This window comes from Azospirillum sp. TSH64 (genome assembly GCF_003116035.1).
Lineage (GTDB): Bacteria > Pseudomonadota > Alphaproteobacteria > Azospirillales > Azospirillaceae > Azospirillum.
In genome coordinates, this window is the sequence record NZ_LGQW01000015.1 from 728,097 (window position 1) to 742,691 (window position 14,595).

Here is a 14,595-nt window from a genome sequence, read left to right on the forward strand (position 1 = left end):
CGGACTTTCTCTGACGGCATCATGGGATGGCCGCCGTGCCGGCCATGGACGGAAGCGTGAAGCCGGCGACGTGACACTCACCGCAAGGGATTTGGCGCCCTCCGGCCCATTGCGAAGCGGTTGGCCGCAGCCGGACAGATCAGCCGGTTATCCCGTTGGTCCAGGCACAGGTTCTGCCAATCTGTTGTCATAGAAGATGTGGCTGAGCCACATATTCACTGCATCGCGTCGATGCGCAATCAATATTTTGCTGTTCCGAGTGGTGTTCCTGTGCAGGATAACGCATCTATTTTTACCAAACCCCACATAGATAGAAAATAAAGAAGCTATAGAAATTATCGTTTGACAGATCGTAATTTTCGCGTTAATTTTATTCTTATTTCATAAGTTCCCTGAATTTGCCGCAGAGTTATGGGGGTAATTAATTTAACATCTGTCTTCTTGAGAGCATGTGCAAAATTTATATGTGCTCTAATTGTTTAGCGTCTACACGTTAATTTCATGCTCTCCTGCCATGAAACCCGGCGGGGCGAGGCTTGGCTAAGAATTTTCTCTGACTCGAATCGTCGTATTGGCGGAAAGCCGATCATGATGTCGGCGGGTGAAGGCACGGATCGTCATTGTCAGGACATTCCCAATATGGATCAGGATGAACAGCGGCGCATACGGCCCGGCCCTTTGGCGATCGTCGGCATCGGTGCCTCGGCTGGCGGCCTTAAAGCCATCACGGCCCTGCTTAGAGCAATACCGGCTGACAGCGGTTTGGCCTTTGTGGTGATTCAGCACCGGATCCCGAACAATGAACGATTGCTTGCCGACCTGTTGAAAAATGTGACGGTGCTGTCGGTCCATACGGCTCATGACGGGATTCCGCTGGAGGCCGATCACATCTACATCGCTCCGGCGGGTCGGTTGCCGACCATGGAGGCCGGCCAACTGCGCATCCACGAATCGCGGCAGTCTGTCGACGCGACCCTGCCCATCGACGTTTTCTTCCGCACACTGGCGACCGACCAGCAGGAGAAGGCGATCTGCGTCGTGCTGTCCGGTACCGGCGCCGACGGCACCAATGGACTGCGTTCGATCAAGGAATGCGGTGGGCTGGTGGTCGTGCAGGATCCGACGACCGCCGACTTCGACGGCATGCCGGGCAGCGCCATCGCCACCGGCATGGCCGACTATATCCTGCCGCCGGAGCGCATGCCTGGCGCCATCGTCGATTTCGTCCACCAACCCTATATCGGCCCGGCAACGGTTCAGAAGGCCGAAGCGCCGGACGGCGCGCTGGGCGGCATCATCGATCTGCTGAGCGCGCACACCAAGCGCGATCACAGGGCTTACAAGCCGCGGTCGCTGACCCGCCGCATCGAGCGGCGGATGGGGATTCACCATATCGCCGATATGACGGAATACCGGGCGTTTCTGGGCACCCACCCGGCCGAAATCGAACTGCTGTCCCGCGACATCCTGATCAGCGTGACGCGCTTTTTCCGCGATGGTCCGGCGTTCGACATCCTGGCCGGAGACTACATCGTCCCACTGGTGCGGAACCAGCCGGCGGGCAAGCCGATCCGCGTCTGGGTCCCGGCCTGCGCCACCGGGGAAGAGGCTTACTCCATCGCAATCCTGTTGATGGAGGCCTGCGCACGAAGCGGCGTATCTCCCGGCTTCCGGGTCTTCGCAACCGACGTGGACAATCGGGCGCTGACCGTCGCCCGCACCGGCCTGTATCCCGAAACCATCACGGTCGACGTGTCGGTCGACCGGCTCGCCCGCTTCTTCACAAAGGTCGAGGGCGGCTACAAGGTCGCCAAGCCATTGCGCGATGTGGTTTCCTTCGCCCAGCACGATCTGCTCAGCGATCCGCCTTTTTCCAAGCTCGACCTGATCAGTTGCCGCAACATGCTGATCTATATCGAGCCGGACGTGCAGAAGGCCATCTTCGCCCTGTTCCATTTCGCCTTGTTGGATAATGGCGGCCTGTTCCTCGGTACGGCGGAGAACCTTGACACGCTCTCCAACCTGTTCGCGCCTCTTTCAAAAAAATGGCGTCTGTACCGGAAGATCGGTGCGACGCGCAGCAGTGCGATGGCGGTCCCGACGACGGGGGGGCGGTCCGCGGTCCCGGTGCCGACACCGCCCACCCCCTTGCGCGGCACCAGCCCGGCGGACATCATCCGACAGGCCCTGCTGCTTGAATACGCGCCGGCGGCAGTTCTGATCGACGGGCTGCATCGCATCCAGTATCTCTTCGGTCCGACCGGCGATTTCCTCGACCTGCCAACGGGAGAACCGCCCTGGGATCTGACGGCGATGGCACGCGGAGAGTTGCGCCTGCAGCTCCGCCGCGCCGTCGCACAGGTGCTCGCCGTGCACGGCCGGGTTCAAATCTCCGGAATCCGGCACAAGCGTCACGGCATTGTGGTGCCGGTGACCGTTCTGGTTATCCCGGTGCGTTTCCCCCGGGCCGGCAATGACTTGTTTCTGGTGACATTCACGGCGGACCACGCGGCGCCAAGTACACCGGTCGCCGAGACCGCGCCGCTGCCGATGGAAATTGACGGCGTCGAACAGCTCGAAAACGAGCTGCGCATGACCCGTGAGGAGTTGAACGACACCATCGAAGAACTCAGTGCCACCAGCGAGGCGCTGCGGGGCGCCAACGAGGAGATCCTGTCGATCGGCGAGGAGTACCAGTCGACCACGGAGGAGCTGGAGACATCCAAGGAAGAGCTGCAATCCCTCAACGAGGAACTCAGCACGCTGAACTCCCAGCTGCATGAAAAGGTCGACGAGCTGGAGGCGACCACCAACGATCTGGGCAATCTGCTGAGCAGCACCGACATCGCCACGGTCTTCCTGTCGTCAGACATGCGGATCAAGCGTTTCACGCCGTCGGCGGCCCGGCTGTTCGCTCTGCTGCCGCAGGACGCCGGACGCCTGATCACCGATATCGCCCGACATTTCTCCGATCCTTGCCTGCTGCCCGACATCCGGTCGGTGCTGTCATCCCTGATGCCGTTGGAACGGGAAGTGTCGACGGACGACGATGCGACCTTCCTTCGGCGCATCCAGCCCTACCGGACGCAGCAAGGCCGGGGGGAGGGGGTCGTGATCACCTTCAGCGACGTGACGCCGCTGAAGCGCACCAGCCTGGCCATGGCTCTGCAGGCCCGCCAGTACAAGCTGATCGCCGATCTCGGGCGCAGGGACCTCATCGGAGCGGAAGGCCCGGAGATACTGGCGGAAGCGGCCCGTCTGATTGCCGAAGGGCTGGATGCGGACGGCGTCGCCATCCTCGGTCCCAGCGAGGATCCATCGGGCCGGCGCACCGGGGACGCTGACGATCTGATCCTGTTCGGCAGTGCCGGCCTCTCCGTTCCACAGGAGCCTGCCGTCAGGATCCCCAGCGACATGTCGACACTGGTCGGACGGGTGTTCCGGTCCCGGCAGCCGTCGATCGTCGAGGATTTCGCCACCGATCAACGTGTCCGCTCCTCCATGGCGCTGTCGGGCAGCCACTTCGTCAGCGGTCTGTCGGTTCCCTTCGGTGGCGCGGCACGCGGACCATCCGTTCTCGCGGTTCTGAGCCACAAGGCCGGACGGTTCAGCGATGCCGACCTGGAATTCGTCCACGCCATCGCCAGCGTGCTGGGGCTGGTCATCGAACGGGCGGGGGTGCTGCGCACAGCGCGGGCTGAGCGCGATTTCGCCCAGGCCATCGTCGACACGGTCCGCGAACCGCTGCTGGTGCTGGACGAGATGCTGCGGGTGGTCGGCGCGAGTGCGGCCTTCCACCGATCCTTCGCCACCACGCCGGACGGCGTGCTCGGCATCCAACTGGCCGAGACGGCCGGCGGTCTGCTGGCCGATCCCGAGCTGCACCGGGTACTGGAACGGATCATACCCGATGGCACGGTCATCGATGCGCTGGAACTGACCATCGGTCAGGGTGTCGGCGACCAAGGCGCCGGGGGACGCCGCACCCTGCTGCTGAACGCCCGCCGGCTCAATCAGGCGGGCCAGCTGATCCTGTTGGCGATGGAAGACGTCACAGAGCAGGTGCGCGTGCGCGAAGCCCTCGCCGCCGCCAAGGCTGCCGCCGAACTGGCAAGCGCCAGCAAAACCCGATTTCTTGCCGCTGCCAGCCACGACCTGCGTCAGCCGGTCCAGGCCCTGCTGATGTTCCATCATCTGGTGGCGATGCAGCCGCAGGGCGAGGCGGCGGCAAAGCTGCTGGTCAGCATGGGCAACGCGCTGGGCGCCATGACCGCCATGCTCGACGACATCCTGGATGTGTCGCGCCTCGACGCCGGCATCATCCATGTGACGCTCCGGCCGTGTCCGGTCCAGACGATGATCGATTCGCTGTGCGCCGAGTTATCGCCGTTGGCCGAGGCTGCCGAACTGACATTGCACAGCGTTCGGACGAGCCTGTCGGTGCAGAGCGACCCCAAGCTGCTGGAGCGCATCCTGCGGAACTTCATCGCCAATGCGATCAAATACACCGACCAGGGTCGCATCGTGGTGGGCTGCCGCCGTGCCGGGCCGAACCTGCGCATTCAGGTCTGGGACACCGGGCGCGGCATTCCGCCGAACCAGTTGGCATCGATCTTCGAGGAGTTCCATCAGGTCGACAATCCGGAGCGTGACCGGCGGCAGGGGCTGGGGCTGGGCCTTTCCATCGTGGAACGCCTTGCCGCGCTGCTCCATCACCCGATACGGGTCAAATCGGCGCCAGGGCAAGGATCGATGTTCGAGATCCTGGTTCCGTTGGCCAGTCCGGACGATTCCCTTCCGAAGGACGAGGAGATGGTCGTATCCGACGGCGGCAACGGCGAGCGGGTGGTGGTGATCGACGATGACCCGACCGTCCTCGACGGGGTCGCCGCCTTTCTCCATGAATTGGGCTACGATGTGGTGGCTGCATCCGATGGCGACACGGCGGTGGAGCGGTTGGGGAACGGGGTACCGGATTTGGTCATCGCCGATTTCCGGCTGAAGGGCACGGAAACCGGATCGGAGGCAATCCGCCGGCTGGAGCGGCATTTCGCCGCCCGGCTGCCCGGAATCCTTCTGACCGGAGACACCTCGCCCGCGCGCATCCGGGAGGCGAGCGCCAGCGGCTTCCTGTTGCTGCACAAGCCACTGAGCCCGGAGCCTCTGCTGACCGCCATACGACACGCCCTGACGGACCGCTTCGTGGAGCCGGGAACCGCCTGATCCTCTACCCGGTTCCTCTGCCAAGGCTGGTCAAGCAACTCAGGGTTCCACCTCATCCGTCCAGATTTGGAACCCTGTCAACTGAACACCTCGATAAACCACCTCTGCACGCGCGTTGAGGGCAGCGAAAGACCCGCGCTCGTGGAAAAGAAGCGTTCTTTGGAGACTGAACTCTCGATTTTAGTCCAAAAAATGGTGGGAATATGCGGCTTTATTGGTGATATGCGCGCGTAGTTCGCTTCTCAAGCCAGATCGGACGTCGGAAATTGTACGCGAGGTTGGCGATCCCGAACTCCACCGTCGCGTGAGCGAGGCCGATGGTGTGGCCCCGGTGTCGGCCGCCCCTTCGGCCTTTCGGAAATGCACCATGCTGCGGCGTCCCGCCGCCGTGATGGCCGCTTTGTTGGCTTCTGAACGGTAGGCGCTGTCCGCCCACACCCGGCTGTCGATGTTGATGTGCGACTTGTAGCCTACGAGCCGGCGCAGGACGTCCCTGGACACGCTGAGCGCCGGTCCCTCGATGACTGGCTGGCTGCCGCCCGCCGGAACGTCGCTGGAAGGCTTCGCGTCCGGGCTTCGGAGGACTTGGCGGCCGTACGGGCGCAGCATAATCGGCTGAGCTGACCTGAATATCGGGGGCAGCTCAGCGGTCGTCTTCAAAATTTAAAGGCGATGCATCGCTCGACTGACGGCATTAAACATCTACCGGTGGCAGAGTCAATTCTCGGTGGCTTCGCGCCCCCGCAACCAACCTTTTCGTAGCAAGCCGTTGAGATGCATCGCATTTCGACGGCTTTTCTATTCTGGCGCAACCACCGAGATTTGTCTGATGCAGCAGGTCTGGTGCCAGTGGTCAAGGCGTAGCAGATCCGCTGCATCTGCATGATAAGCCGCCGCTCAGCGCGGCAGCCGGTGGCGCAGCACCCCGTCCAGCGACAGACTTCCCGGTCCGTGCACCACGATCGCCAGAAGCAGAAACATCCAATAGAAATGCTCGACGGAATCGTAGCTTGGGTTGGCGGCACCCAACACGAACTGGATCACCAGTGCCATGCCAAGCAGCGGCAGCGCCGCCAGCCGGCTGAACAGCCCAATCACCAGAAGCACCGGCATGCCCAATTCGAACATGGTGCCGAGCGTGGCCGCCACCTCGGGCGGCAGCAGAGGCACTTTGTACTCATCGGCGAACAGTAGAACAGTGGTGTCCCAGTCCTGAATCTTGGTCAGGCCAGAGGTGAAGAACACTTTGGCCATCCATAGTCTCATGCCGAGTTGCAGCACCGGTGCGCCCCAGGCGTTCAGCCGGCTGATAACGACGTCCACCATGTCAATGATGGGGACGAGCGGAGTGTGACGCGGACGCACGGGCGTCGTAGCGGCGAGATCGATCATCTCTCATTCCTCCAGAGGAAAGGAAAAGGCGGTGAAGGTGCCCAGTTGCAGATGGGCCAGAAGGGCAGCCTGCAGATCGAGGCCGGGATCGGTTCCGGCTGCGGCGGTGGAGGCGTGCCAAAGGTCCGCGCCCGCCGACAGGGCGAGCAGCAGAGTGAACTCGCCGCGGCCGATAGCCACAGCGCACACCTCGGCCAAGGGGCGGACGATCAGCACCTGTTCGCCGCCCGGCGGCGGGTCTATGGGCAACGGGCCGGGCGGCGGCTCGTCATGGCGCAACGCCTTCCACAGGTCGAGGACAGGGTGTGCCACGGTGAGCAGGTGCGCCGACGGGTGCAGCGTGAAGCGCAGCTCCGGGTAGCGGTGCTGGGGCACGGCGCGGAGATCCGCCGGGTCGAGCATCGGCGCGTCGGCGGCAAAGAAGGCGGCGTTCCACGCCCATTCGAAACGAGCCAATTCAGCCGCCTCCGGCATCTCGTCCAAGTGGTCCGGGAAGCGGTCGCCGAAGGCGAGGATCTGCGGGACGTGTGGCGGATGCCGGCGGACGTAACCCGCCGCGGCGCGGCGGAACACCGCATGGCCGAGCAGGCGTACCGTTGCCGGGAAGGCCGCTTCCAGCGCCTCCACCAGCGAGCCGACGACGTTGTTCGCATGGACGGCGAACCGCACCGGGGCGGGGACGGCGTCGCCCAGGATTCCGGGTGGCGGAGCGGGGTGGGCCGACAGGAGCTGCCGGCGCATGGCCGCTTGCAGGTCACGCAGCATGGCGCATCTCCAGCAGGTGGTCGGCGCGCGCGGCTTCGGCCATCAGCACGGCAAGCTCCGGCACCCGCGTGTCCCACTCCACCAGCACCGGGCGCGGGCCGATGCGCTCCAGGGTGGACGCCAGCAGCGCCCACACGGCATCGGCCACCACGTCGCCATGGTCGTCGATGAGAAGCGTGCCGGTTCCCGTCTCGTGCACGGCGTGGCCGGCGACATGGATCTCCCCCACCGCCTGGGCGGGGACGTGCGCCAGGTATGCGTCCGCATCGAAGCCGAGGTTGCCGGCGCTGACGTACACGTTGTTGACGTCCAGCAGCAGGCCACAGCCGGTGCGCGCGGCGAGTTCGGCCAGGAACTCCCATTCGGGGATGGTGGACTGTTCGAAGTCGAGGTAGCGCGAGGGGTTCTCCACCAGGATCCGCCGGCCCAGCGTCTCCTGCGTGCGCTCGACGTTGCGGCGAACGAGGTCCAGCGCCTCTTCGGTGTAGGGCAGTGGCAGCAAATCGTTGAGGTAGGTGCCGCCGGTGACGCTCCAGGCCAGATGGTCTGAGACAAGGTCCGGCTCCAGGCGGTCGTACAGGGTGGCCAGCCGAGCGAGGTGCTCGGGATCGACTCCCTCGGCCGAACCGAGGGAGAGGCCGACCCCATGGCAGCTCAGCGGGTAGTCCCGGCGGATCGCCTCCAGGGCGCGCAGCCGGGGACCGCCGGCCGCCAGATAGGTCTCGCTGTGCACCTCAATCCACGCCACGCGCGGGCGGGAGGTGAGGAACTCCGCGACGTGGCGGTGCCGCAGTCCGATGCCCGCCTGGGAGGGCACGGGGAAGGACGCTTTGGCGGCATGGTTCGCGGGAATCGGGGTGGACATGGGAGACGTCTCCGGCGGCCGGCGGAACGGGGTGGGATCAGCCCTTCTTGGTCATGTCCTTGGGCGTTCCGATGCCGTTGAACGCTTCGGTCTTGCCACCGATCTCCTTGCAAACGCCGGCCTTGACCGCGCGCCACTCGCCGCCGTCGTAGTCCTTGGCGGACTGGCCGGCGCAGGAATGGGTGCCGGCGGCGTTGGCGCAGCTGTTCTGTCCGGCCTTGGAGACGCCGTAGCACTTCTCCAGCCCCGAGGCCTCGGCCGCGGCGGCGCTGTGCAGGGGGATCAGCGCAGCCATCGACAGGGCGCCGGCCAGCGCGGCGGCAACGGTCATCGTCGTGTTCATCTTGGCGGTCATGGTTTCTCTCCTCATGTGGGGCCTTCCGTTGTTGGAGGCGTCCGGTGAAGATCAAAGTATTTGTTGGACGACCTCGACGGAAATGCCTGGTGAGTATTTGTTGCATAGCCGCCGGCTATGGACGGATCACGTTCCCTTCGCGCCCTATCACAATGATGTGAAAGGTTGTTTACCGGCCTCCCCCAACTGAGCACCGGCATCGGCGGCATCACAGTGTATGATCGGTCACGAAAGGGGGTCCGATCATGGAGATGCACCAGATCCGTTACTTCCTGGCCGTCGCCGAAACGCTGAACTTCACGCGCGCGGCGGAGCAGTGCAACGTCACCCAACCCTCGCTGACCCGCGCCATCCAAAAGCTGGAAGAGGAAATGGGCGGCCTGCTGTTCAGCCGCGAGCACCACAACACCCACCTGACCGAGCTGGGCCGGCTGGTGCTGCCGCATCTGGACTCCATCTATACGACCAACTCGGCCGTGCTGGCGGAGGCCAAGCAGTACCGCAGCATGGAGCGGGCACCCCTCAAGCTCGGTGTCATGTGCACGATCAGCCCCGGCCGCCTCGTCGGCTTCTTCGAGCAGTTGCGTGCCCGCATCCCCATGCTCGACCTGCAGATCCAGGACCTGCCGGCAAAGCCGCTGGTGGAGGCGTTGGTGGGCGGCGATCTGGACGTGGCGCTGGTGGCGCTGCCGTCGTTTCCCGAGCGCTGCACCGCGCGGCCCCTGTTCACCGAGCGGTATCTGATCGCATGCCCGCGTGGTCACCGGTTCGAGAGCATGAACGCCGTTCCTCTGCCCGAACTGGACGGCGAGGACTACCTTCAGCGCGTGCACTGCGAGTTCCGCTATCATTTCGAAGTGTTGAAAGTGCCGAAGCGGCACGCTGTGAACATCCGCTATCACAGTGAGCGGGAGGATTGGGTCCAGGCGATGATCGCCGCCGGCATGGGCTGTGCGGTGATGCCGGAGAACATGGCAACGCTGCCGGGCGTGGTGACGCGCGCCATCGTCGAGCCGGAAGTGACGCGCACCATCCACTTGGTCACCGTTGCCGGGCGCCGCTTCACACCGGTGGAGCAGGTCGCCATCCGCATGGCCCAGACCTACCACTGGGATGCCGCCGAACCGACGCGCACGTCGATGAGATGGGAGGATGTCGCCGTGGTGGAGTGAACAGAAAATCCTCCCCCAGCGGGACTGGGGGAGGGCTTGAACGATCTACGCCGTCGCTTCCTGCACGCTCTTCTCCTTCCAGTATTCGGGCACCTCCCGCCGGTATCGCCTCATCACCAGATTGGCGAGCAGGCCCGTCCAGCCGGTCTGGTGCGCCGCTCCCAGGCCCTGGCCGGTGTCGGCGTGGAAGTATTCGTAGAACAGCAGCAGATCGCGCCAGTGCGGGTCGTCGTGGAAGACCGGTTGCGCACGGTAGACCGGCCGCCGACCCTCGTCATCGGGCCGGTAAATGGACACCAGCCGGTCCGACACCAGCGTGGCGATCTCCTTCAGCGTCAGCCGCCGTCCGCCCAGGCATGGCACCGGCACGGTGAAATCGTCGCCGAGGAAGCGGTGGAACTTCTCCAGACCCTGGACCAGCGTGTAGTTCACCGGCATCCACACCGGCCCGCGCCAGTTGGAATTGCCGCCGAACAGGCCGGAGGTGGACTCGCCCGGCGAATATTCGATCAGCGCCTGCCCGACGCCCGGCAGGTCGCCAATATGGCGATGCTCGGCGTGGATGCGGCTGACGCTGCGCACGCCGTAGTCAGACAGGAATTGCCCCTGGTCGAGCAGGCGCTGGAGGATGCGCGGCAGCATGGTGTGATCGACCAACGCCAGCAGATGCTCGCCCCGCGCGTTCTCCCAGTCCGGGCAGGCGCAGACGGTGCTGCCCTGGAACTTGCCGCCCTGGTGCCGGGTCAGCAGGGCGCGGAAGCGCGGCACACATTCCAGGAGGCGGCGGTCGATCACTTCGGTGGCGAACAGCGGGATCAGGCCGACCATGGAGTAGACGTTGACGCGACTGACCTTGCCGTCCGGGCAGACGATCAGGTCCTTGAAGAAGCCGTCCTCGTCGTCCCACAGCGACACCGCACCCGGCACATGGCCACCGATGGTGTTGGCGACCGACAGGAACTGGCTGTAGATCTGGATCGCGATGTCCTCGTAATCGTGGTCCTCCCGCGCCAGTTCCAGCGCCATCACCACCATGTTGAGCGCGAACATCGCCATCCAACCGGTGGCGTCGGCCTGCTTCAGGCTGTAGCCCGGCGGCAGTGGCTGTGAGCGGTCGAACACCGAGATGTTGTCGAGACCGAGGAAGCCGCCCTCGAACACGTTGTGGCCGTCCGTGTCCTTGCGGTTGATCCACCAGGCGTAGTTCAGCAGCAGCTTGTGGAAGACGCGGTGCAGGAAGTGCGTGTCGCCCTCGCCGCGCTGCACGCGCTCGGCCCGGAAGACCTTCAGCGCCGCCATGGCGTGCACCGGCGGGTTGACGTCGCCGAACGCCCACTCGTAGGCGGGGATCTGGCCGTTGGGGTGCAGGAAGCGCTCGCTCAGCAGCACCTCGACCTGGTCCTTGGCGAAATCGACGTCCGCCAGCGCCAGCGCCGCGCAGTGGTAGGCGAGGTCCCAGGCGGCGAACCATGGGTATTCCCAGGCGTCGGGCATGGAGATGACGTCGGAGGACTTCAGATGCTTCCAGGAGCGGTTGCGCCCTGACTTGTGGCTCTCGGGCGGGGAAATCTGGTCGCCGCCCAACCAGCGCTCCACGTCGTAGTGGAAGAACTGCTTCGACCAGATCATGCCGGCCTGCGCCTGACGCAGGATGCGCGCATCCTCCGCGTCGGCGTCGGGAGCCAAGTCGCGGTAGAAGGCGTCGGCCTCGGCCAATCGCGTGTCGAGGACGCGCCGCGTGCTGGCGAAGGGCCGGGCGAGCGGCTCACCGGACAGCACGAGGTTCACCGAGGCGGCGCCGCCGGCCGGCACCTCCAGCACGGTCCATGCCGCCGCCTTGGTGCCCTCGCCGGCCGGGTTGACGGCGGCCTCATCGCCGCCGACCACGCGGCGGTGGAAGGCGTCCTTGACGTAGGGCGTGGGGTTGGGCACGCCCCACAGGCGTTCGGCGTTGCTGTCGTTTTCGGTGAACAGCAGCTCGGCCGCTTGGGCGCCATACAGGCGGTAGTCGCCCAAGCCGGGGTGCGCGGCGCGGATCGCCCAGGCAGCCCCTTCCGGCGCCATGTCGCGTGCGAGGCTCGGGCGCTGCGTCCCGTCGCCCCACGCCCAGGTGTTGCGGAACCACAGGGTGGGAAGCAGGTGCAGGGTCGCGGCCTCGGGGCCGCGGTTGGATGCGGTGATGCGGATGTGGATCTCCCGCGGGCCGGCCTTGGCGTAGGTCACCTCCACGTCCCAAGTGCGGCTGTCGTCGAACACCCCGGTATCAGCCAGACCGAACGGCGGGTCGGTGCGACCGCGCGCGCGGTTCTCCGCCACCAGCCGATCGTAGGGATAGGCCGCCTGCGGGTATTTGTAGAGCGCGCGCAGGTGCGCGTGGCTGGGCGTGGCGTCGAGGTAGAAGTAGTATTCCTTCACGTCTTCGCCGCGGTTGCCCTCGTTGCCGGTCAGGCCGAAAGCGCGCTCCTTGAGGATCGGGTCCCGGCCGTTCCACAGCGCAAGCGCGAAGCACAGCCGCTGCTCCGCGTCGCAGATCCCGACCAAGCCATCCTCGCTCCAGCGATAGGCGCGCGAGCGCGCCTGATCGTGGCTGAAATCCTCCCACGCCGTGCCGTGCGCGCTGTAGTCCTCGCGCACCGTGCCCCAGGCCCGCTCGGACAGGTAGGGGCCCCAGAGGCGCCAGTCCTCGGTGCCGGCCCGCTGGGCCTCCAGGCGTCGGCGTTCGGCGTTCATGGTGTTGGTGGTCATGGGATCGTTCCTCCTTGGATCAGGTTCGTTTGGCTTGTTCGAGCCGCCACCACGCTTCGAGCAGGCAGGCGACCGACCAGGCTTGCGCCGGGGCTCCGCGCGGGGCATGCGGCGGGGCGCCTTCGAAGATCTCGCTGACCTGGCCGAGCGCGGCGTCGGTCAAATGGTCGGCGATGGGGGCCAGCAGGCGTTGCGCCGCCGCGGCGTCGCCGGTCACCCGGAACGCGGCCAGCGCGTAAGGGCCGAGCAGCCATCCCCACACCGGGCCCTGGTGGTAGCCGCCATCGCGTTCCAGAACGCCGCCGCGATAGCTGGGTCGGTAGTCGGGATGACCGGGCGACAGCGAGCGGAGGCCATAGCTGGTCAGCAGTTCCCGTCGGCACTCATCGACGACGCGGGCCTGTGTCGCGCGGTCGAGCGGGCTGTGCGGCAGGCTGACGGCGAAGATCTGGTTGGGGCGGATGGTCGGGTCATCTCCTGCCGGGCCGTCGATCACGTCGAACAGGCCACCCCTGGGGCGCAGGAAGCGCCCGAACGACCTGCGCACGCGCTCCGCGGCGGCGTGATAAGCGTCCGCGGGCTTGCCCAGGCGCTCCGCGAATCCCGCCATGACGGAGAGCGCGTTGAACCACAGCGCGTTGATCTCCACCGGTTTGCCGTGGCGGGGTGTCACCACCCAGTCACCGATCTTGGCGTCCATCCAGGTGAGCTGAAGGCCCGGTTCCCCGGCGCGCAGCAGGCCGTCCGCCGGGTCCTCGCCGATGCCGTAGCGCGTGCCGCGCCGATGCCAGTCGATGATCTCCGCCAGGACGGGCAGGGCGGTCTCCAGCGCCGCGTCGTCGCCGGTGGCATCCACGTAGGCGCGCCACGCCTCGACGTACCAGAGCGCGGCGTCCACGGTGTTGTAGTCGGCGCGTTCGCCGGCACCGGGGAAGACGTTGGGCAGCATGCCCCGGTCCACGAAGCGGGCGAAGGTCTCCAGGATGCGGCGGGCGCTGCCGGCGCGGCCGGTCGCCAGCGTCAGACCGGGCAGTGCGATCATGGTATCGCGTCCCCAGTCGCCGAACCACGGGTAGCCGGCGATGACCGACTGCCCGTCCGGCACGCCGGGCAGCGGCCGGGTGAACAGGTAGCTGTCGGCCGCCAGCACCAGCCGGTGCACCCAATCCGGCGCGTCGGCCAGCTCCGGCACGGTGGCGGAGGCCACGTCGAGCACCGCCGCCTCCGCACCCAGACGGCGCGCCAGCGCTGCCGGCAGATCGGTGGGCGCATCCTCTTCAAGGCTGCCGACGATGCCGGCCCAGGCGCCGGGCGTCAGGTCCAGCAACGCCTCGCCGACGCAGAGATGGTGATCGTCGGCCGGTAGGCCGCGTTCCGCCTCGATGGGCAGGGCGAAGTCGGCGTGCCAGTCATGGCGTGGCTCGATCCGCCCGCCGACCGCGGTGAGGTGGAGGGTGAAGGCGGGATCGACGACACGCAGGCCATGCCCGTCCACCGCCTCCACCACCGGGTGGAAGCCGCTGCGGTCGACGGTGCCGTGGTGGTCGCGGCCGTTTGCCAGCAGCGACACCCTCAGCCGCCAGGGCTCGCCGTCCGGGTCGAGGCGCCACGCGGCGTAGACTGTGTTGGCGCCCTGCTCCAGCCAGACGCGCGCCTCGATGCGGCGGCCGGCGACGGCGTAGGTCCACACTGGGACGCGGCCGTCCAACTCGAAGCTCTCCAGGTTCGCGTGGCCGGCCGGGGCGATGGTGCCGCTGCTCCAGCGGTTGGTGAACAGCGGGATCTCGTGCCCGTCGGCCAGCAGCGTGGCGTCGGCCTTGGCAAACACCAGCCGCCGGCCGAGCGGCGGCTCCACCGGCGCCACCAGCAGGCCGTGGTAGCGCCGGGTCAGGCTGCCAGCGAGGGTGCCGGCGGCGTAGGCGCCCAGTCCATTGGCGAGCCACCACTCCCGCCGCTCGGCCTGGGCGAGGTCGCCGCACACGGCACGTCCGAAGCGGATGGGCATCGGGTCATTGTCCCTGAGGCCGGAAACGGACTCCTCTTCGCGGATGATCGCGATGGTCATCGGATGGTCTCCC

General features: G+C 66.1%; 8 protein-coding genes. 2 read left to right on the forward strand and 6 right to left on the reverse strand.

From position 1 onward, the window contains the following. Positions 1–588: 588 nt before the first annotated feature. A complete protein-coding gene (locus TSH64_RS04755; protein ID WP_109095779.1) occupies positions 589–5,223 on the forward strand; it encodes a chemotaxis protein CheB in 4,635 nt (1,544 codons plus the stop codon). A gap of 897 nt (positions 5,224–6,120) precedes the next feature. Here TSH64_RS04755 and TSH64_RS04760 read toward each other — a convergent pair. From TSH64_RS04760 to TSH64_RS04775, 4 genes are read right to left on the reverse strand one after another with little or no spacing between them, the layout of a single operon-like run. After that, entirely contained in the window at positions 6,121–6,615 is a 495-nt protein-coding gene (locus tag TSH64_RS04760) for a DoxX family protein (RefSeq protein WP_247872755.1), read from the reverse strand. A gap of 3 nt (positions 6,616–6,618) precedes the next feature. Next, a complete protein-coding gene (locus tag TSH64_RS04765) occupies positions 6,619–7,380 on the reverse strand; it encodes a DNA-binding domain-containing protein (RefSeq protein ID WP_109095780.1) in 762 nt (253 codons plus the stop codon). Continuing rightward, the gene (locus tag TSH64_RS04770) at positions 7,370–8,245 is read right to left on the reverse strand and encodes a DUF692 domain-containing protein (RefSeq protein ID WP_109095781.1); all 876 of its coding nucleotides are present in this window, start codon (positions 8,243–8,245) and stop codon (positions 7,370–7,372) included. The genes TSH64_RS04765 and TSH64_RS04770 overlap by 11 nt, the downstream gene beginning before the upstream one ends. 37 nt (positions 8,246–8,282) lie before the next feature. Continuing rightward, positions 8,283–8,600 carry a DUF2282 domain-containing protein gene (locus TSH64_RS04775; RefSeq protein ID WP_199237466.1) on the reverse strand — a complete coding sequence of 106 codons (318 nt, stop codon included), beginning with the start codon at positions 8,598–8,600 and terminating at the stop codon, positions 8,283–8,285. A 245-nt stretch (positions 8,601–8,845) separates the two neighbouring features. Between TSH64_RS04775 and TSH64_RS04780 the strand changes: the two genes are divergently transcribed. Next, positions 8,846–9,772: a LysR family transcriptional regulator gene (locus TSH64_RS04780; RefSeq protein WP_109095782.1), complete on the forward strand. Its 927-nt coding sequence runs from the start codon at positions 8,846–8,848 to the stop codon at positions 9,770–9,772. A gap of 45 nt (positions 9,773–9,817) precedes the next feature. Here TSH64_RS04780 and TSH64_RS04785 read toward each other — a convergent pair whose 3' ends face one another. Beyond that, positions 9,818–12,517: a glucosidase gene (locus TSH64_RS04785; protein WP_109095783.1), complete on the reverse strand. Its 2,700-nt coding sequence runs from the start codon at positions 12,515–12,517 to the stop codon at positions 9,818–9,820. A 19-nt stretch (positions 12,518–12,536) separates the two neighbouring features. Beyond that, positions 12,537–14,582: an amylo-alpha-1,6-glucosidase gene (locus TSH64_RS04790; protein WP_109095784.1), complete on the reverse strand. Its 2,046-nt coding sequence runs from the start codon at positions 14,580–14,582 to the stop codon at positions 12,537–12,539. Between the last annotated feature and the right edge of the window lie 13 nt (positions 14,583–14,595).